This is a genomic window from Chryseobacterium sp. II3a, from assembly GCF_057815135.1.
This window is the reverse complement of record NZ_JBYPZJ010000005.1, coordinates 75,091-95,487: the sequence shown is the minus strand read 5'-3', so window position 1 is coordinate 95,487 and position 20,397 is coordinate 75,091. Positions and strand designations below refer to the sequence as shown.

Sequence of the window (20,397 nt, the reverse complement as noted above, 5' to 3'; positions counted from 1 at the left end):
TAAAAAACCCGAAATTTAAATTTCGGGTTTTTTTGTATTACATTGGACCTTGCTGGTCATCACCTGTTGCATTGGAGTTGATATCCTTTTTCCTTTTAGGCTGTTCTATTTTCTCACCTTGTTTGAATCTATATGTTAAAGAAATAGAAAACTGTCTTGGCTGCCATTGCATATAGCTGCTTCGGGTATAGTCGCTGGTGTAATTAAATACTTCCATACCTCTTGTGTTAAAGATATCCTGAATGTTGAAGGAAATTGTTCCGTCTCCTTTCCAGATTGTTTTGGAAGCTCCCAAGTTAAGAGCATACATGTCCTTTCTATCCTGGTTGACTGTTTTTTGCCCTCCTCTGTAGAAGCCTTGCAGCTGTACGCTTAGTGTTTTATCCAGTCTGAATGTCGTGTTAAGACGTAGTCTTGTAGAGAAACCGCTTCCTGTAAAGTCTAATGTTCTTGTCTGAGGTAAACCATCCTTATCTATTGTTGCGTAAGACGTAATTCCGGTTGTTTTGTATCTGAATATATCCGCACTACCCATAATTTTAAACCATGCAAATGGATCGTAAGTGAAATTCAGGTCTAATCCAATACGGTCGTCACTGCCTAAATTTTCAGGTTTGGTGTAGAAGACGGTTTTTCTTTCATCTGGTCTGTAAACCAGCATTTTTGTGTCTTCTGTTGCATGCCTGTAGTAAAAAGTAGGGTTTATAGTAAACTTCTTCTTGGTAAGATTATAACCTACCTCATAAGAATCAACATACGATGGATTTAAATCAATATTTCCCTCGAAAATATTCTGGTTATTGGTGTAATTCGAAAAAGGAACCATGAAGAATGATCTTGGTCTGTCTATTCTTCGTGAGTAGTTAACTAAAATCTGATTGTTCTTAGCGATATCATAACTTAAGAATACACTTGGAAATAAATTATTGTAATTTTTAGTCTTATCAATCGTAGGAGCCTTCGGATTTTGGCTGATATAATTGATTTTAACATTGGAAACCTCGTCTCTTAATCCTACCTGATAACCAAAGCTTCCAATCTTACTTCTAAATTGTAAATAGAAAGCATTAAACATTTCTCTGTAGTCCGTATTGTTATTGTAGTCAGGGATCAATGGGTTGCCAGATGTACTGCTTACAAAATTATCATATGTATTTTTATTGATATCCAATCTATAACCAGCTTCAAGCTTTGAATTTTCGCCTAATGGTAATTCATAATCTGCTTTTCCTATCACCGTTTTGGTTACAGAATGTCTTCTTGTAATGTCCTGTACGGAAGGAACATAATCTAAACTTTCCAGAATATCTGCATTGTTATTGCTTCTATTCCTTTGTAAACTTAATGATAAGGATAAGTTCTGGCCTTTATCGTCAAATTTATGATCCAAACCAACATCCCCTTGGAAAGCAAGATTGTTAAAAATAGTTTTAGAATCCCTCAACGTATAAGGGTTCATCAGCTTCCAAGGATTTGAGGTATCTTTTGTGTATTTGTAAAAAGTGTCATAGGTATTGACGAGTTCATTTCCGTCGCCCTCGAAAGTTCTTACCAATCCTGTTAGGTTGATAGAGGTTTTCTCAGAAATATCATATACAAAACCGGCACTTGCATTATAGTTTTTGCTATACGTTTTATTGGTCGAGTTTTGAAGCTGATGAACAGGAATAGTAGGGATCTTGTCTATTTCTTCGTCAGTACTTGGAATAGGGTTTATGTTGGGAAGAGTAACATTGTGATAAGTGGTTTCAGAATTGTTTTTGGTTTTGTTTTCTGTATAACCGCCACCGCCATTTACAAACCAGGTCCAGTTGTTTTTTCTCCAGCTCAAATTAGCATTAAGGGAGGTTCTCGGATAGTATCCAAGGGTTCCTACCACACTGCCGTTAAATCCTACTTTTTTACTCTTTTTAAGAATAATATTTAAAATACCGGAAGTTCCGCTTGCTTCAAATTTTGAAGAAGGGTTGGTGATCACTTCAATTCTTTCGATCTGGTCAGCAGGAATACTCTGTAAAGCATTGGCTCCATCATCAATACCTAATAGAGAAGAAGGCTTACCATTGATCAGAAACTTTACATTAGAACTTCCCCTCATAGAAACAGTTCCATCTGTATCTACTGTAACGGAAGGTACATTGGTCAAAACATCCTGGAGACTTCCTCCTTTACTTACAATATCCTGTGATGGATCATACGTTTTTTTATCCAGTTCTACTTTGTAAGGTTTAGCTGCTGAAGCGGTAATAACAACCCCTTGCAGTTCCTGAGTTTTTCCATCTAATGTAGTGGCTGCTTCAGGCTCAATAGATAGTGCGCCGATATTTCCAGCTCCGGTAATATTCTTGTTAAGAATACTTTTTTTGTAATCAATAGCTTCTACAGAGATATCATAATTTCCAGGGGTAAGCTGTAGTTTATACTGTCCCTTTTCATCTGTCAATACAGCATCACTTAATGCTTTGTTGGCTTTGTTCGTAAAGGTTACAGAAGCATAAGGTACTGGTTGGTTTTTCTTGTTGACAATGGTTCCTGAAACATCAGATTTCTCCTGAGCAAAAGCCATAGCGGCTGCTGAGAGTACTAAAGTAAGTCCTAGTGTTTTTCTAGTGAAAATATTGACAATTTCTGTCTTATTCTTCATAGGTTATTTTTTTGTATAAAATCGTGAAAGGATAACCCTTAATATTTTGAAAATTATATTGATCTGATTTTCAAAATATTATGATTTAATTATTGTTTTTTAATCTATAAAATTATGGTGTCTGCTAAAGCTTATTTTATATTCTTTGAATTAAGCCAGTCCTGATAAGCTTTTGCATTTACAGCATGCTCTTCTGCATTGGCTGTAAACTTATGATATCCAAATCTTGCAGGATCAGCACACATAAATATATAATTGTTGTTTTCTGCATTTAAAACAGCATCTACTGAGTTTTTATCCACTACACAAATCGGTCCCGGTGGGATTCCTGCATTAGCGTAAGTATTGTATGGAGATGGAGTAGACAAATGCTTATATAAAACCCTTTTGATTGGTTCTTTAAAATTGGTCTGCTTATTAATCGCATAGATTACGGTAGGATCAGACTGAAGCTTCATCCCTTTTCTGTAACGGTTTAAATATAAACCTGCGATGGTTTTCATTTCATCCTTCTTTCCTCCTGATTCTTTATATACAATAGATGCAAGCGCATAAATCTGTTCTCTTGAAAGTCCGGATTGTTGTTCTTTATTTTTTCTTTCACTGGTCCAGAAGTCATTGTACTGATCTTCAAATTTTGCAAAAAATTCTCTTGGACTTACGGTCCAGAAAAAATTATAAGTATCAATGAAGAAATATTTTTTTAAATCTTCAATATTTTTATATCCTTTTTCTTGTGCAACAACATCCAGGTCATTAACAAAATGAAGCGAATCCAGTTCTGTTTTTTTAGTAACCTTACCAATCATTTGATACATATCCCCAAAATCCCCGATTCTAAAAGAATTTGCTGTCTGGTTACCTGCTTTAATCATATTCACAAGGTCTGTATTCCCTTTTCCGCTTTGGATATGATAACGCCCTGCTTTAAAATTGACAGGAAGACCTTTATCTTTAGCTACTGTTTCAAAAGATTCACGGTCTTTAATATACGGAGCAATAGAATCCAAAATCTGGTTAAAGTTCGCCTTATGAGGGATCAAAATGTAACCATCCTTTTCTACATTATTTCCAAAATATTTAGTATAAAATCTCAAACCAAAAAATCCTGCTACTACAAAAACAAGCAGAATGATAATGAGAATAGCTTTTTTCATTCTTTATTATTGATTAAAAGTTTTGATTTTAAAGAAGCTCTACCTTACCTTTAAAAACTTGCTTTGCAGGACCCTCCAGCCAGATGTTAGAGAAAGAATCACCACTCTTTTCAGCGTATACCTTAAGGTTTCCGCCTAATGTTTTCACTTTTATGGAAGTTAGATTGTCTTTTTGAAGAAAAGTTAAAGCAGAAGCTGTAACTCCAGTTCCGCAGCTGTAAGTTTCGTCCTCAACACCTCGTTCATAGGTTCTTACAAAAATTTCATTATCTGAAATTTTTTCTACAAAGTTGACATTGATTCCTTTTTCTTTATAGTTTTCCGAGTTTCGGATGCCGTGTCCTTCTGCAAAAACATTATAATTTACTAAATCCTCAACGTATTTTACATAATGTGGAGAACCAGTATCCATCACACTGTTTCCCCCATCGTCAGAAATGGTGTTTACATCAGACATTTTTAGTTTTACGATTCCGTTATGGATTTCAGCAATATGTTCTCCATCAATTGCGATGAATTTGCAGTTGTCTTCAAAGATGTCAAGGAAAAAAGCGAAAGCAACCGAACAACGAGCCCCGTTTCCACAGAAACTTTTTGAGCCATCAGAATTATAGTAATCAACTTCAAAATCATAACCGTCTGCGGTATTTATTTTAATAAGTCCATCTGCACCGATTCCAAAACGACGGTCACAAAGTTTTTGTATATTTTCGATTGAAAGATCATCCCATTCTCCGGAACGATTGTCTATCATTACAAAATCGTTTCCCGTACCCTGATATTTATAAAATTCCATATTGTTTTTTGTCTAAATAAAGAAACAAAATTAGTATATTAAAATGAAAAACGAACAGTGTTAACTGTTCGTTTCCTTATTTATAATCGTTATTTATAATTATTTATCTAAAGCCACCGCTGCTGCTGTTTTGCTGTCTGCTAGAGCTTGAAGTTGAGCCTGAGCTTTGGGTGCTGCCTGAACTATTTCTGAAACCACCACTGTTAAATCCACCGCTGGAAGTTTCTGGTCTGCTGCTGGTGCTACCTGAACTTCTGAATCCTCCTGAACTGGAATTGGATCCTCTATTTTCAGAGCTGCTATTTTGGTTTCTAAATCCACCACTGCTTTGATTATTCTGATTTCCTTGGTTGTTCTGATAACCACTGTTTGAATTTCTGAATCCGCCGCCGCTGTTATTTGAATTTCTGTTATAGTTTCCGTTATTATAAGAACCACTGTTATTGCTACGGAAGCCATTATTAGGTCTTTGCGAAGTAACCGTAGTTCTTCTTTCTACATATACTTTTCTTCTGGAGTTATTGTAAGTGTCATAATAGTAAGGTATACCATTATCATAGTAATAATTAATATTGTTTCTATAATAATAGCCGTCATTACCATAATACCCGCCACTGCCATAATATCCGGAAGGAGCATAATAATATCCATTATTATAGTATGGGTCACCATAACCATTACTGCCATATCCATCTGTATATGCAAGACAAGATGTTAAAGTGCTTATAGCAAAGATACTAACTGCTATTTTAAATAAATTTTTCATGACTTTATTGTACTTTTTTCTTTAAAACTTTTTTTCCAATTGACGTATCCTAAGATAGCCATTATAGTAAATACCAAATATTGAACCGAAGTGATACCAAGACCCTTAAAAATCATCATAGGGATGCAAATAAAATCTCCAATAATCCAGAAAATCCAGTTCTCAATGCGCTGTTTGGCCATAAACCACATTCCAACTAAAAATATTGAAGTTGTAAAAACATCCATCCAATTTGCCCAGTCCAGATGATATAATCCGAGATTGGTTCCTTCCATTGAAAAATGATTATCAATATAAGGTTTATAATAATAAATAAGGGTAACCAATGCCAGGCTCAGAATAAAAAGGATGGAGGCATAATACCATTCCTTTTTTGTGGCCCATGTAACATCCACATGAATATGATCTTCTGAATTTTTGGCCCATAATATCCAGCCATAAACACTCATTATGGTATAATAAACATTGATGAGGCAGTCTCCTAAAAGCCCAAAATTAAAAAGGATATATACATAGATCAAGGTTGAAACAATACCTGTAGGGTATACCCATATATTTTTCTTAATGGAAAAATATACGCTCAGAGTTCCGAAAATGGCACCGGATGCTTCAAGCATAATTTGTAAAGAATCATAGCTTTCATAAGGCTTTACAAAAAGATCATATAAATTCATGCGATCAAAAATAAATAAAAAAATGGACTTTTTAAAATGAATTAAATAATATGTTGCTCAGGTTTTTAAAGATTTTAATGTAAAATAAATGATGAAAGTTTAACGATAAACGTGGGGATTCCTAAATTTTTTATATTTTCGTAAATCCTTAATAAATAAAAAAACATGTCGAAAATTTGGGTTAAAAAACCACTAAGTGCCTATGAGGCAGATATGAAGAAAAGTGAGCTGAAAAAGGTCCTCGGAAAATGGAGTTTAACAGCAATAGGAGTAGGTGCTATCATTGGAGGTGGAATCTTTGTTCTTACTGGAACAGGAGCCTATTATCATGCAGGACCAGCACTTGCAATCTCCTTTATTATTGCAGGTATTGCCTGCGTTTTTGCAGCATTATGCTATGCGGAGTTCGCCTCCATTATTCCTGTTGAGGGATCTGCGTATGCCTATGCGTATGGAACGGTAGGCGAAATTTTTGCATGGGCAATGGGATGGTGTCTCATTCTGGAATATGCCATGGCCAGTATGGCTGTTTCCGTGAGTTGGTCCGGGTATTTTACTAAATTTTTGAAGATCTTTAATATTCACTTGCCGGCTTATCTTACTTCTGATCCTGCGAGTTATACAGGGAGCGGTTTCTCTATGAATCTGCCTGCATTTATTCTTGTTCTTTTAATTACAGCTTTATTGGTAAAAGGAACTAAAGAAGCTGCTGGAGCTAATAACCTAATCGTTTTAATGAAAACTTCAGCTGTAATTTTTGTAGTCATTGCAGGAGCCTATATTATTTTTTCGAATAGCGATCTTTACAATGCTGTGGATGGTGTGAAAAACTGGAATCCCTTTATTCCAGATCAGGTTACGATCAAAAACTCTGAAGGAGATATGGTTTCCGCATATGGTATCCAGGGAATTATTTCTGGGGCTGCCGCTATTTTCTTTGCCTATATCGGATTCGATGCTGTTTCTACCCAGGCAGGAGAGGCTATCAACCCTAAAAAAGATGTGCCATTTGCAATCATTGCTTCATTATTAATTTGCACAGCTTTATATATCTGTGTATCTCTTGTATTGACAGGAATGATGCATTATACCGATTTTAATCCAAATGGAAAATACCCGGATGCGATTAAAGCACCTGTAGCTTATGCATTTGAAATTGCAGGAAAACACTGGGCGAGTAATATTGTAACCATAGCGGCTACTGTAGGATTAATTTCTGTAGTAATGGTAATGATGATGGGGCAGTCCAGAATCTTTATCGGTATGGCGAAGGATGGTTTGATTCCTAAATTCTTTGGTGAACTTCATCCAAAAACAAAAACGCCTTATAAAGGAATTATTTTATTGGGAATTATTGTGGCACTTATTGCAGCATTTACTCCTATTTCCACTTTGGCGGATATGACGAGTTTCGGAACTCTGTTTGCATTTACACTGGTTTGTATTGCTGTTTGGGTAATGAGAAAAAAAGAACCTAATTTGATCAGACCTTTCAAAGTTCCGGCCTATAAAATTGTAGTAGGATTAGGAGTAATTATCAACTTATATCTTATCTATAATTTAAGTGATCATGCAAAAGAGCTTTCCGCAGGTTGGTTATTGTTAGGAGGAATTGTTTATTTTCTTTATGGTAAAAGAAACAGTAAGCTTAACAACCCTGAGAAATATCAAAACGATTAATTATAATATAAACCGCTTCGGCGGTTTTTTTGTTGCAAATAACCCATAATAGAATATATGAAAAAGATTTTTTCCATTGGATTCTTATCAGTAGGAATGCTTGCGTTTTCACAACAGGTGGAAAGTGTAGAAACAATTTTTAATGATAAAATAAGCATCAGAGCTATTGAACTCTATGATAACAAAGTATGGTACAGCGGTTCTGATTCTAAATTTGGTTTTGTGGACCTTAGCAATACCAAAAACCAAAAACAAATAAAACTTTCTGATGAAAAGCTTGAATTCAGAACGCTTGCACAGGATAAAACATCATTTTATGCAATTAATATTGTAAGTCCTGCCCGCTTTTTTAAGATTGATAAAAAGAATTTGAAATCAGAGATTGTCTTTACCGACTCTGCAAAAACGGCGTTCTATGATGCTTTGCATTTTGTGAATGATAAGCTGGCTTATACTTTCAGTGATGCAGACAGCGATCAACTGTTAAAATTGGCGGTTTATAAAGATGGTAAGTGGGGAATGCTTAAGAATAAGGTTGAGCTTAATGAAGGAGAAGCAGCTTTTGCAGCCAGTAATACCAATATTTCCTCCACAAAGAAAAATGTATGGATTGCAACAGGAGGGAAGGCTTCAAGGATTATAAGGCTGAATCTTAAGACTCAAAACTTTGAGGTATTTAAAACACCTTTTATTCAGGGAGAATCATCACAGGGAATGTATTCTATTGATTTTTATGATGACCGATTCGGAATTGCGGTAGGGGGTGATTATACCAAACAGGATGCTAATGTCAATAATATTGCCACAACCAATGATGGTGGGGAAAGTTGGCAGATTCAGGCATCTGGGAAAAATGCAGGCTATACAACCTGTGTAAAAATCAAACCGGGAACAAAAGGGAAGGAGATGATTGCAGTAGGAGATCAGCATGTCAGCTATTCTTCAGATTTTGGAAAAACCTGGAAGAAAATTTCTGATGAAAAAGGGTTGTATGTTTGTCAGTGGGTTGATGGAAATAAAGTGGTTTTTGCGGGGAAAGATAAGGTTCTAGTAATGAAAATAAAGTAAAATATTGGCTTTTAAGTAATATCGGGACTCATATCAAAATAATAAATGAAACTGATAGAATTTATCATTATCTCCTTAACGGGTTTAAATAGTGTATTTAGACTCATTCTAAACTATAACCTAATATAATTCATAGGTTAAAATTCATAACTAATGGTTAATTTTGTAGGATGGATTTTTAATAATGTTAAATTTCCTCACCTTATAAAATTTTATTTTTCAAAATGAACTCTTTAATAGATAAGTATAATATTCCCGGACCCCGCTACACTTCTTATCCTACCGTTCCTTATTGGGATGATTCTACATTTTCATCAGATGGGTGGAAGGAGAGCGTAATCAGGTCTTTTCATGAAACGAATGCAGAGGAGGGAATTTCTATTTATATCCATTTGCCTTTCTGCGAGGCGTTGTGTACATTCTGTGCCTGTCATAAGCGTATTACAAAACAGCATAGTGTTGAAGTTCCTTATCTGGAAAGTGTTTTAAAGGAATGGAAACTTTATCTTGAGCTTTTTAACGAGAAACCAAAACTGAAAGAATTGCACCTGGGTGGTGGAACTCCTACATTTTTCTCTCCCGAAAATTTAAAAACATTATTGGAAGGAATCTTTACTACGGTAGAGATTGCGGAACATCCTGAGTTTTCATTTGAAGGGCATCCCAATAATACTACGAAGGAGCACCTTCAGACTTTATATAATCTTGGCTTTAGAAGAGTAAGCTTCGGAGTTCAGGATTATGACCCAAAAGTACAGAAAGCGATTAATAGAATTCAGCCTTTTGAAAACGTGAAAAACGTAACGGAGTGGGCTAAGGAAATTGGCTACAGGGGAATCAGCCATGATTTAGTATTTGGGCTTCCACATCAAACCTGGGAAGCGATGGAACATACCATCAGAAAAACAATGGAGCTGAAGCCTGATAGACTGGCTTTTTACTCTTATGCACACGTTCCATGGGTAAAAGGAGTAGGGCAGAGAGGATTCGATGAAAATGACCTTCCTAGTGGAGAAGAAAAGCGCCGTTTGTATGAAGATGGTAAAAAACTCCTTCAGGATTTAGGATATATTGAAGTAGGAATGGATCACTTTTCGCTAGAGCATGATGATTTATACCAGTCTCTGATCCATAAAAAACTTCACAGAAACTTTATGGGATATACTTCCAGTAATACCCAGCTGATGGTAGGGCTTGGAATGTCTGCCATTTCAGATTCGTGGTATGCTTTTGCTCAGAATGTAAAGACGGTGGAAGAATATCAGACAATGGTGGAAGAAGGTAAAATTCCTGTGGTGAAAGGACACGTTCTGAATGAAGAAGATCTTATAGTAAGAAGACATATTTTAAACCTGATGTGTCAGCTTGAAACTACTTTTACTACAGATAATTCTTTCCCTGAGCTTGATAATGCACTTGATATGCTAAAGGAAATGGAAAATGACGGATTGGTTGAGATCTCCGGTAAGGAAATTAAAATTACCGAAGCGGGTAGGGCTTTCACCCGAAATGTAGCGATGGTTTTTGACCTTAGAATGATGAGAAATAAGCCGGAAACGAGGATTTTCTCAATGACGATATAAAACAAAAGCGATTCAACACTGAATCGCTTTTTTATTGGCTTTAAAGTTTTCATTTACTCATTGTAGAAGAGTAGCAAAGTTTGAGTAAATTTTTAACGCAATGTTCACAAGGTCATTTAGCGTTATGTACTATTTTCGTTCGCAAGGGCAATAGATTTAGCAAAGTGAATCTTAGATGTAATGCCCTTGCTAACAATCTTTCCCGTTACTGTTAAGAATACTTTGCGCTCTTTTGCGTTTAATAAAAAAAATACTGGATTTTATAAGTTGTTTACTTGATGATGAGTTTTTGGCTGTAAGATTTTAGATTTCCTGATTTTAGATTGATAAAGTAAACCCCTGCAGGCAAACCTGAGATATCAATGCTTTTACCACCTGTTGTCTTATCTTTTTCCAATACTTTTCTTCCTTCTGCATTGATGAGTTCTAGGGTTACATCTTTATCTCTGATTCCATCAATAAAGATTTCTTTGGAGGCTGGATTAGGATAAATTTTTATAGAATTTAAAAGATTATTTTCATGAGTGCTTAATGAGCCTGTTGTAATTTTGAAAATCTTTCCACTCTCTACTCCTGCTACGTAAAGTTCTTTTTGAGAATCCTGTCCGAAGGATGAAAAACCATTTCCGCTATAGGCTGTTGTCCAGATGATAGAATTATCGGTACTCAGAATACCTATCTGATTGGAACAGTAATCGGCAAAGAAATATTTTCCCTGAAGTGATGGATATTGAGTTCCTCTGTACACGTAGCCGCCGGTGATAGAACATTTTCCTCCGGAATGATCATAGACCGCAATAGGAAATGTCATTGAAGACTGGGCTGGGCATCCTGTTGTGTTGTAAGAGGTATTTCCTTCATAACAGCGCCATCCATAATTAATTCCGGCTTGTGTAATGGGCATTTTGTTAATCTCCTCAATCGCTCCCTGGCCTACATCGGCAATCATGGCATTTCCTGTAGTAAGATCAAATGAAAACTTCCAAGCATTACGAAGTCCGTAAGCCCATACTTCATCTGCACCATCAACACCTGACCCTGCAAAAGGGTTGTCAGAAGGAATATTGTATGGAGTAGGATCTGTAGCATTCACATCTATTCTGAGCATTTTTCCCAGCAATACGTTTTTATTTTGAGCATTATTATTAGGATCTCCACCACTTCCGCCATCTCCTGTTACGGCCCATAGTTTTCCGTCAGGAGCAAAATGAATACTTCCTCCATTGTGATTGGCGAATGGTTTTGGGATATTCAACAGGATCTTTTCAGAATTGGGATCAGCTATATCCGGATTGGTGGCATTAACGCTGTATCTTGCCAGTACAATATTTCCTGCCGTATTGTTATAATACACAAAAAAATACCCATTGGTTGAGTATTGCGGGTGGAAGGCAAGCCCTAAAAGACCTCTTTCCCCATTAAAAACAATTTTTGATGAAATATTTAGAAAGTTAGTTGAATTAATGGCTCCATTGGGTTGGAGAATCTTTATCATACCGTTCTGCTGAACAACGAATAGCCTACTGTCATTGGCGTTCGTAATCTCGACTGGGCTTGTTAATCCAGTGGCAAATTCTTCCAAATTAATGCTTTGTGCATTAGCAATTAAAGAAGAAAAGATACTTAGGGTAAAAAGTAAATTTTTCATAATATTGTGATAATTAGTGTATTGTAATAGGAATGAAAATTTTGTACCAATTAAATTTTGAAAACTTCACTATGATAGTATCAAATAATTGTTAAATCTTAAATAGAAATCAGAATGCTGATATATCTGAAAATAAACCATTTCTGTTGTTAAAAATTCATAAAATACAAGAAAATCATTATATTTGCCGACTTAATTTAACGTAGTTATAACAAAATGCAAGGAAAAGGACTTATTACAATTGTTGCTATTGTCCTGGGGTTGATTTGCTTAAACGAGCTATTACCAACCTGGTACGCCAGCAAAATTGAATCGCAGATCGAAGCTGCGAAAGGAAACGAGAAAGAGATCAAACGAATCAAGGAAGATACTCTTAATCTTGGGTATACGAAGCTTTATTATTCAAAAGCTAAAGACAAGGAAATGAAATTGGGTCTTGACTTAAAAGGAGGGATCAACGTTCTATTGGAAATCAACCAAAGAGATTTGGTTAATGATTTAACCAATTATTCTACAAATCCTGTTCTTATTGAGGCTTTAAACAAGACTGATGAAGCTCAGAAAAACTCAACAAAATCTTACATCGACAACTTCTTTGAACAGTTCGATGCGGTAAACAAAGCAAAAGGAACCAACCTAAAGCTTGCTGATCCGGAACTTTTCGGAAATACAACATTATCTGAAATCAAGTATAATACTACTGATGAGCAGGTAAAAAGTATTGTAAAGAGAAGAATTGATCTTTCTGTAGGAACAGCTTTCGAGGTAATCAGAACGAGAATTGATAAGCTTGGAGCAATCCAGCCAAACGTTCAGAGAGTACCTGGTACAGCTAGAATTTCTGTGGAAATGCCTGGTATGAAGGACATCGACAAGGTAAAGAAAATGCTTCAGACTTCTGCAAAACTTCAGTTCTGGGAAGTACAGCAAGTTCCTGAAGTGGCTCCTTATTTCCAGACATTAACAACTATGGTTGCTGCAAAAGGAGATTCTATGGGAGTTGCAAAGAATGTGAACTTCATGAACCTTTTACAGCTTGACAAATTAAGAAGTAATGGTGTTGCTAACGTAAAATTGTCTGATACAGCTGCTGTAAACAAAATCTTGAACAGCAAAGTAGGTATGGCTTTACGTCCTGCAAACATTAAATATACGCAATTCATGTGGGGTTACAAACCTGAAGCTACAAGTCCTGATGACTTAGTACTGTATGCAATCAGAAGTAACATCAATCAAAAGGCTCCGGTAGACGGTGCTGTAGAAACTGCAAACATTAGCTACGATGAACTTGGAAGAGTAGTAGTAGACATGCAGATGGACTCTAAAGGAGCGAAAGAATGGAAAACTTTAACGGAGAAAAACGTTGGAAAGCCAGTAGCTGTAACTCTTGATAACAGAGTATATACTGCTCCAAACGTTGTAAATGCTATCCCTAACGGTAGAACTCAGATCTCTGGTAACTTCTCTCAGGAAGAAGCTAAAGAATTGGTGGATGTTTTAGGTGCTGGTAAATTACCTGCTGGTGCTAAAGTTGTTCAGGCTACTCAGGTAGGTCCATCATTAGGGCAGGAGTCTATCAACGCAGGGATGATTTCATTTGCAATCGCATTCTTAATTATTATTGTTTATATCATTTTCTATTACGGTGGTGCAGGGGTATACGCTGTAATTGCAATGGTAATTAACCTTTTCTATATTTTCGGAATTATGGATTCCGGAGACTTTACCCTTACGCTTCCTGGTATCGCTGGTATCGTATTGACGATGGCCATGGCGGTAGATACGAACGTAATTATCTATGAAAGAACGAAAGAAGAATTATTTGCAGGGAAGAGCATCCTAGAAGCTTATAAAGACGGTTTCAAACACGCATTAAGTGCGATTATTGACGGTCACTCTACTACGTTATTAACTGCAGTTGTATTGTTCTTCTTTGGAACAGGACCTATCAAAGGTTTCGCATTGACATTGATGATCGGTATTATCATGACATTGTTTACTTCTGTATTATTATCAAGAGTAATGATCTTTAGCAGACTGAATAAAGGAAAACAACTTTCTGTATGGACTCCTCCTACGAAGAACTTATTCAGAAATACTTGGATCGACTTCATTGGAAAGAGAAAATATGCTTATATCGTTTCTGCTGTATTAACGGTGATCTGTTTAGTATCTATGTTTACTCACGGTTTCAAATATGGTATTGACTTTACTGGAGGTAGAAACTATGTAGTAAGATTCGATAAAGAAGTGAACGCTAATGATGTTGAAGAAAAATTAGTAAAACTATTCAAAACTGAAGATGGCAAGAACTCTTCTGTAGAAGCTAAAACTTTCGGAAACGCTAAACAATTGAAAATCTCTACAGATTACCTTATTGAAGATGAATCTTTAAAAGCTGACCAGACAATTGAGCAGAAGTTATTTGAAGGACTAAAAGGAGATCTTCCTTCCAATATTACTTTAAATGATTTCAAATCTGCAGACAAAGATCACGCAGGTATCATTTCTTCTGAGAAAGTAGGACCTACGGTAGCTGATGATATTCAGACGCACGGTATCCTTGCAGTAGTTGCTGCGTTAGCTGGTATCTTTATCTATATCTTATTCAGATTTAGAAAGTGGCAGTTCTCTTTAGGAGCAGTTGCTGCGTTATTCCACGATGCGGTTATCATTTTAGGAACGTATTCATTACTTCACAAATATATGCCGTTCAACATGGAGATCAACCAGGATTTCATTGCTGCGATCCTTACGGTGTTAGGATACTCAATCAATGATACGGTAATTATTTTTGACAGAATTAGAGAATATCTGAGAGAGAAGAAATCTATTACATTAGCTGGGCTATTTGATGACTCTATTTCAAGTACATTGGGTAGAACATTCAACACTTCATTCACTACCATTTTGGTGATCCTTGCGATCTTTATCTTTGGAGGTGATAACTTAAGAGGATTCATGTTTGCTCTGTTAATAGGTATTGGATTTGGTACTTACTCATCTATCTTTGTTGCATCAGCAATTGCTTATGACTTCCTGAAGAAAGGAAAAGAAGATGAAGTACATGGAAAAACTACTTCTGAAAAAGAGGTACTTGCTTCAAAATAATACAAACTACAATAAATTAGTAAAAGCCTTTCGAAAGAAAGGCTTTTTTTATTTTCTCTGAACCTTTCGTTTTTAAGGGGTAGAATACTTCCCCGCAGAATTATAGTGCCTTAATGTTCTTCAGGGTAAGATGGTTACGAATTTGTTCTGAGGTCATAATAATGATTTTCGTAAACCGCATTACTCATTGTTTATTACTTTTTCTTGTTAGGTTTCCCAATGTGTGCGTTTTTTGAACATTTTTACACTTTTAAAAACGACAAATTTTAGCATAACGGAGACTTATTTCTAAATAAATCAAACTTCTGGGATTAAAAATTTCGTGTTATATCCTAATAATAGGCTTTTTTTTTGAATGTTCTATTTAAATAATTGTTTTAACTGTAAAAAATTAATAAAATATTAAATTATGTAATAAATTATTATATATTTACACAAAACAAAACAAATATGAAATTCGAAAAATTATTCGTTGCTGCGGCACTGTGTGCTGGCAGCATTATTACCGCACAGATAGGAATAGGCAATCCCAATCCTGATAAAAGTTCTGCTTTAGATGTTACTGGCTCCAATAAAGGAGTACTAATCCCTAGAATTTCTGACCTTACCACGGTGACCACTCCAGCAAATGGTCTATTGGTATATGACCTGAAAAGGCAGGCCTTAGCCCAAAACATCGGAACACCTTCCGCACCCAATTGGGTTCCCATAAGTGGAAACATCGTTAAGTTTTTCTACATGCCTTCCATCAGTATTGATACTTCTACCTTAGGGACAGGTAGAACATTGGATCTGTATCAATTGTATAAAACACAATTTTCAACCCCGAAAGTTACCAGTACCGGAGCTCCTGCAGCCATTCCGTTCTTCGTGAATGCTACTGATCTGTATTATTATGTAACGGACTTTGATAGTAGTGTTTTAAAGAATGTAAGTATTGATGCTAACGGTATCCTACGCTATGATGTAGTAGGAACGGCTACGGCGTGCTCATTCGTTAATATTGTATTTGTAATCAAATAATTTTAAGAAACTTACAGTCATTATCGTTATCATCCTTCATCAAGGATGAGTATTATTTCGTGTACAATTAAACGCTTAAAATTATCAATGATGAAAACAAATTCAATATTATCTTATACTATTATAATGTTATGCTTTTTGGTATCAAATAAGGTCCTTTCTCAGGAAATGGTTTCCCTGCCTATGGGCGGTTGTGGAAGATTATTGGATACTAATACATCAACACAAAAAGCAACAGCCTTTGTCCTTTTTCCACCTTGTGCAAGGCTAGGTGTAGAAGCTTCAAATCCACAGAATATGACGGATACAGATGTTAATTCATATGGTCTTATGAAGCCCGGGACTGGAGTCGGATTTTGCGGTGCCACTTATATTGGGGTAGGAACAACCGGAAGTGACTTCCCTGCAAACAAGCCTGTCTATTTTGACTTTGCTTCTGAAGGATTTAATTTCAATGCCAGTATTAACTCAACCAACTTTGTTTTTCTTAATAACGGAGTAGAGGTGTATTCCACTCCAGTAGGAGGACATTTCTTCTTTGATTTTGGAACCAGTGAACCTAGAAAAATTATCAAAGTGATGCCACCTGTTGCATGGGATGAAGTTCGATTAAGCTATTCTGATATAGGAATTGGTTTTACTTTCAATGATTCAAGAATTTATAATATCCTTTCTGAATATTATGTAAGAATGAATTTTCTTGCCAATCAGCAACCTACTGATAAAACCGTTGCAGTAGGAGGGTCTACTACAATGACAGGTGTTATAGATAATATTAGTACAGATGAAACCCCGGAGAATATTACCTATCAATGGCAGGTGCTGAGTGGTGGTGTATGGACGAATTTGACAAATAACAGCAACTACAGTAATGTTACCAGTTCTACACTCAATATCAATAATATTCCTGTTGGTTTTAACAATAATCAGTATAGAGTGGTTGCTAATTCAAGTTTTTACACCTGCGCATTCCAGGCGACTTCTAATGTAGGCCGGTTATTTGTAAATGCCGTGAACAATTCTGGTACTATTGGAACAGATCAAACGGTTTGTCTGGATATTAATGCTGATCCGGGTGCTTTTACAGAGACTGCAGCTGCACAGGTAACAGGAACAGCTAGCTATCAGTGGCAAAGCTCAATAGATAATGTAACATTTACAAACATCACTAACGCTACTTCTGCGGGGTATGATGCACCAGCAATTACACAGACTACTTATTACCGCCGTGGAGTAAGATCAACTCTCAATGGGGATGTCACAGCTTATCAATACAGCAATGTGGTGAAAGTTACTTTGAAAAAGAGCTGTCTCATTAAGTGTATTATAACCAACCGTATGATTACTGCAAAACCTAATAGTAACTAATATAATATATTCATTTAATCGTAAAGAGGCCTGTTTCATATTCATTTGAAATCAGGTCTTTTTATTTTATGATTGCCGGATCTTTAATCTTCTTTGATTTGAGTTGTTGGAAATAATACAAAAACAGTATGTTTTTTAGCAGGATTCTGTGAGTCAGTATTATACTTCTTTAATATCGTGCAATTTAGAATCATTATTTTTAAGATTTGATTAATTTTGCACCATCATGGAAAATTCAAAGAAAAAAGCAGCTATAGGCTTTATATTTATTACTTTACTGATTGATATTACAGGATGGGGAATTATTATTCCTGTTGTTCCAAAATTAATAGAAGAATTGATTCATGCAGATATCAGTGAGGCCGCGAAATATGGAGGCTGGCTGGGATTTGCCTATGCATTTACACAGTTTATATTTTCTCCACTGGTCGGAAATCTGAGTGATAAATATGGACGAAGACCTGTTATTCTGATCTCGCTTTTCGGATTTGCCGTAGATTATATTTTTCTTGCATTAGCACCTAGCATTTGGTGGCTGTTTCTGGGAAGGGTTATTGCGGGAATTACCGGGGCAAGTGTTACCACAGCGAGTGCTTATATTGCAGACATTTCAACAGATGAAGACCGGGCAAAAAACTTTGGATTGATTGGTGCTGCTTTTGGTCTGGGATTCATTATAGGACCAGTTCTGGGGGGTGTCTTAGGACATTATGGGGCCAGAGTTCCTTTCTATGCAGCGGCAGGGTTATGTCTTCTTAATTTTCTTTATGGCTACTTCATTCTTCCCGAAAGTTTGGATAAAGACAAGAGAAGGGAGTTTGACTGGAAGCGTGCCAATCCCGTAGGATCTTTTAAATTTTTAGGAAAACACCCGGAAATTTCAGGGCTTATTACCGCATTGATTCTGATCTATATTGCTGGACATGCTGTGCAGAGTAACTGGAGCTTCTTTACGATGTATAAATTCGATTGGACGGAAAGAATGGTAGGGATTTCATTAGGTGTTGTAGGATTGCTTGTAGGATTAGTACAGGGGCTTTTAATCAGATGGACTACGCCAAGATTGGGAGAGCAGAAAAGTATTTATTATGGCCTGGCTATGTACGCGGTAGGATTGCTATTATTTGCTTTTGCTTCAGAAGGCTGGATGATGTTTGCCTTTTTAGTTCCATATTGTTTAGGTGGAATTTGCGGACCTGCACTACAGTCAGTGATTACGAAAAGTGTACCTTCCAATGAACAAGGTGAACTTCAGGGAGCATTAACCAGTTTGATGAGTGCCACTTCAATTATCGGGCCTCCTATGATGACCAATCTGTTCTACTTCTTTACGCATGATGAAGCACCATTTAAGTTTTCAGGAGCACCGTTTTTCCTGGCATTTATTTTAATGGCTATTAGTGTGGTTATTACTTATTCTGCTTTTAATAAAAAAAGAAAAATTTAATAAAACTTATTTGCTTAATGTGAATGGGCTTGGAAAGTTATGTTGACATTTTAGTTTTCCATAAAAATGAATGATACTGATATAAAGCGAATCTCAAGACTCACTGCAATACTAATACAGTTGCAGACCAAACGTCTTTTAACTGCTACAAATCTTGCGGATAAATTTAATGTTAGTGCCCGTACAATTTACAGGGATATCAGAACTTTGGAACAGGCAGGAGTTCCGATTTTAACTGAAGAGGGGAAAGGGTATACGCTAATGGAAGGATATAGTATTCCTCCTGTAATGTTTACCGAGGCACAAGCCAATGCTTTGATTATGGCGGAACAATTAGTTCTCAAAAACAAAGATACTTCCTTCATTAAAGAGTATTCAGAAGCTATTGAAAAAATAAAATCAGTTTTGAGATACCGCATAAAAGAAAATGCTAATTTGCTTTCTGAAAGAACTCGATTTGACCAAAATCTCAATAGAGAACGAAATAGCAATAACTTATCTGATTTACAACTTGCGATAACAAATTTTTGCCTCACAAAAATTGAATATATCAACGAACAAGACGAGAGTACAACCCGGATTATTGAGCCGTTTGCATTATTAAGTACTGAAAATTGGTTATTAATTGCCTACTGTCATCTGCGGCAAGAATTTCGCTTTTTTCGTTTAGACAGAATGCAGAAAATGGAAGTGCTTACAGACAAATTTGCCCCACATAAAATGACTTTACAAGAATATTTCGATAAATATCATTAATCCATTTTATACCCTTGACATAGGGTTGTCACAACTCCATTTTAACTTTGTCTAAGTTTAAAAAATAAGACAATTTAAAAATGGAAAAACGAGTAATTGACCCTTGGAAATGGGGCGAACAAACAAATTCAGCACAAGCTGTAGAAGTGACACATGTAACAGGAACGCTTTACTGTTCAGGGCAAGTTGCCATTAACGAAAACGGAGCACCCAGTACAGCTGATATGCGTTCACAGCTTATCCAAACTATTCAAAATCTTGAACAATTGATAAACGAAGCAGGTTATGAATGTAAGAACATCGTAAGACTGAATGTTTACACTACATCAACACAGGATTTTTTTACAACTTGTATGGATATTTATGTTCCTTTCATTCAAAAGTACGGTATTAAACAGGCTGCAACATTGCTTGAAGTTAAAGGGCTTTTTGCTACTTTGACTGTAGAATTAGAGGCTACAGTTGTAAAGTAACAATGAATGTAAGAGAAGTATTTTCTGGCAAGCCTTACAGAATGAAGAAGTTGGTTAATAAAATATTAATTTTCGGAACAATCTGTATGGCTTGTTTTTCATACCAATTTATTATAGAAAAAACGATTACTTAGACTGAAGCTGAGATAAATATCTAATTTCCTCTCTTGACTATATTAGAATTTAGGCCATAATAATTTTGT

Annotated in this window: 15 protein-coding genes; 9 read left to right on the top strand and 6 right to left on the bottom strand. The window is 35.9% G+C overall.

The window, feature by feature from the left end:
• Nucleotides 1–37: 37 nt before the first annotated feature.
• From AC3HD6_RS13575 to pnuC, 5 genes are all read right to left on the bottom strand, one after another.
• Nucleotides 38–2,644, bottom strand: coding sequence for a TonB-dependent receptor domain-containing protein (locus AC3HD6_RS13575; RefSeq protein WP_488896820.1), 2,607 nt, complete (start codon nt 2,642–2,644; stop codon nt 38–40).
• A 131-nt stretch (nt 2,645–2,775) separates the two neighbouring features.
• Nucleotides 2,776–3,801 carry an endolytic transglycosylase MltG gene (gene mltG, locus AC3HD6_RS13570; RefSeq protein WP_488896819.1) on the bottom strand — a complete coding sequence of 342 codons (1,026 nt, stop codon included), beginning with the start codon at nt 3,799–3,801 and terminating at the stop codon, nt 2,776–2,778.
• 28 nt (nt 3,802–3,829) lie between these two features.
• Nucleotides 3,830–4,597, bottom strand: a complete 768-nt coding sequence (gene dapF, locus AC3HD6_RS13565) for a diaminopimelate epimerase (protein ID WP_488896818.1) — start codon at nt 4,595–4,597, stop codon at nt 3,830–3,832.
• Nucleotides 4,598–4,700: 103 nt separating this feature from the next.
• On the bottom strand, nt 4,701–5,363 hold the full coding sequence (locus AC3HD6_RS13560; RefSeq protein ID WP_488896817.1) for a hypothetical protein: 663 nt from the start codon (nt 5,361–5,363) through the stop codon (nt 4,701–4,703).
• Nucleotides 5,360–6,037 (bottom strand): nicotinamide riboside transporter PnuC, encoded by a 678-nt coding sequence (gene pnuC, locus AC3HD6_RS13555; RefSeq protein WP_488896816.1) that lies wholly within the window; start codon nt 6,035–6,037, stop codon nt 5,360–5,362. Before pnuC ends, AC3HD6_RS13560 begins: the two co-directional genes overlap by 4 nt.
• Nucleotides 6,038–6,202: 165 nt before the next feature.
• On the opposite strand from pnuC, the gene AC3HD6_RS13550 reads away from it, so the two are divergent.
• From AC3HD6_RS13550 to hemN, 3 genes are all read left to right on the top strand, one after another.
• Entirely contained in the window at nt 6,203–7,717 is a 1,515-nt protein-coding gene (locus AC3HD6_RS13550) for an amino acid permease (protein ID WP_488896815.1), read from the top strand.
• 57 nt (nt 7,718–7,774) lie between these two features.
• Nucleotides 7,775–8,785, top strand: a complete 1,011-nt coding sequence (locus AC3HD6_RS13545; RefSeq protein WP_488896814.1) for a WD40/YVTN/BNR-like repeat-containing protein — start codon at nt 7,775–7,777, stop codon at nt 8,783–8,785.
• A 224-nt stretch (nt 8,786–9,009) separates the two neighbouring features.
• Nucleotides 9,010–10,368 (top strand): oxygen-independent coproporphyrinogen III oxidase, encoded by a 1,359-nt coding sequence (gene hemN / locus AC3HD6_RS13540; RefSeq protein WP_488896813.1) that lies wholly within the window; start codon nt 9,010–9,012, stop codon nt 10,366–10,368.
• Nucleotides 10,369–10,639: 271 nt separating this feature from the next.
• Here hemN and AC3HD6_RS13535 read toward each other — a convergent pair whose 3' ends face one another.
• The gene (locus AC3HD6_RS13535) at nt 10,640–12,016 is read right to left on the bottom strand and encodes a PQQ-dependent sugar dehydrogenase (protein ID WP_488896812.1); all 1,377 of its coding nucleotides are present in this window, start codon (nt 12,014–12,016) and stop codon (nt 10,640–10,642) included.
• A 216-nt stretch (nt 12,017–12,232) separates the two neighbouring features.
• On the opposite strand from AC3HD6_RS13535, the gene secD reads away from it, so the two are divergent.
• The 6 genes from secD (at nt 12,233) to AC3HD6_RS13505 (ending at nt 20,194) form a co-directional block, all read left to right on the top strand.
• On the top strand, nt 12,233–15,127 hold the full coding sequence (gene secD, locus AC3HD6_RS13530) for a protein translocase subunit SecD (protein WP_488896811.1): 2,895 nt from the start codon (nt 12,233–12,235) through the stop codon (nt 15,125–15,127).
• Nucleotides 15,128–15,577: 450 nt separating this feature from the next.
• Entirely contained in the window at nt 15,578–16,150 is a 573-nt protein-coding gene (locus tag AC3HD6_RS13525) for a hypothetical protein (RefSeq protein ID WP_488896810.1), read from the top strand.
• Between the two features lie 90 nt (nt 16,151–16,240).
• Nucleotides 16,241–17,518, top strand: a complete 1,278-nt coding sequence (locus AC3HD6_RS13520) for a DUF8696 domain-containing protein (RefSeq protein WP_488896809.1) — start codon at nt 16,241–16,243, stop codon at nt 17,516–17,518.
• A 226-nt stretch (nt 17,519–17,744) separates the two neighbouring features.
• Nucleotides 17,745–18,965 (top strand): TCR/Tet family MFS transporter, encoded by a 1,221-nt coding sequence (locus AC3HD6_RS13515; RefSeq protein ID WP_488896808.1) that lies wholly within the window; start codon nt 17,745–17,747, stop codon nt 18,963–18,965.
• Nucleotides 18,966–19,031: 66 nt separating this feature from the next.
• Nucleotides 19,032–19,721: a helix-turn-helix transcriptional regulator gene (locus AC3HD6_RS13510; protein WP_488896807.1), complete on the top strand. Its 690-nt coding sequence runs from the start codon at nt 19,032–19,034 to the stop codon at nt 19,719–19,721.
• Between the two features lie 80 nt (nt 19,722–19,801).
• Complete coding sequence (locus AC3HD6_RS13505) at nt 19,802–20,194, top strand: RidA family protein (RefSeq protein WP_488896806.1); 393 nt, start codon at nt 19,802–19,804, stop codon at nt 20,192–20,194.
• Nucleotides 20,195–20,397 lie beyond the last annotated feature (203 nt).

Bases quoted from the DNA above. Each gene is read 5' to 3' on its own strand.
- AC3HD6_RS13575 (WP_488896820.1), bottom strand. From the start codon at position 2,644: ATGAAGAATAAGACAGAAATTGTCAATATTTTCACTAGAAAAACACTA.
- mltG (WP_488896819.1), bottom strand. From the start codon at position 3,801: ATGAAAAAAGCTATTCTCATTATCATTCTGCTTGTTTTTGTAGTAGCA.
- dapF (WP_488896818.1), bottom strand. From the start codon at position 4,597: ATGGAATTTTATAAATATCAGGGTACGGGAAACGATTTTGTAATGATA.
- AC3HD6_RS13560 (WP_488896817.1), bottom strand. From the start codon at position 5,363: ATGAAAAATTTATTTAAAATAGCAGTTAGTATCTTTGCTATAAGCACT.
- pnuC (WP_488896816.1), bottom strand. From the start codon at position 6,037: ATGAATTTATATGATCTTTTTGTAAAGCCTTATGAAAGCTATGATTCT.
- AC3HD6_RS13550 (WP_488896815.1), top strand. From the start codon at position 6,203: ATGTCGAAAATTTGGGTTAAAAAACCACTAAGTGCCTATGAGGCAGAT.
- AC3HD6_RS13545 (WP_488896814.1), top strand. From the start codon at position 7,775: ATGAAAAAGATTTTTTCCATTGGATTCTTATCAGTAGGAATGCTTGCG.
- hemN (WP_488896813.1), top strand. From the start codon at position 9,010: ATGAACTCTTTAATAGATAAGTATAATATTCCCGGACCCCGCTACACT.
- AC3HD6_RS13535 (WP_488896812.1), bottom strand. From the start codon at position 12,016: ATGAAAAATTTACTTTTTACCCTAAGTATCTTTTCTTCTTTAATTGCT.
- secD (WP_488896811.1), top strand. From the start codon at position 12,233: ATGCAAGGAAAAGGACTTATTACAATTGTTGCTATTGTCCTGGGGTTG.
- AC3HD6_RS13525 (WP_488896810.1), top strand. From the start codon at position 15,578: ATGAAATTCGAAAAATTATTCGTTGCTGCGGCACTGTGTGCTGGCAGC.
- AC3HD6_RS13520 (WP_488896809.1), top strand. From the start codon at position 16,241: ATGAAAACAAATTCAATATTATCTTATACTATTATAATGTTATGCTTT.
- AC3HD6_RS13515 (WP_488896808.1), top strand. From the start codon at position 17,745: ATGGAAAATTCAAAGAAAAAAGCAGCTATAGGCTTTATATTTATTACT.
- AC3HD6_RS13510 (WP_488896807.1), top strand. From the start codon at position 19,032: ATGAATGATACTGATATAAAGCGAATCTCAAGACTCACTGCAATACTA.
- AC3HD6_RS13505 (WP_488896806.1), top strand. From the start codon at position 19,802: ATGGAAAAACGAGTAATTGACCCTTGGAAATGGGGCGAACAAACAAAT.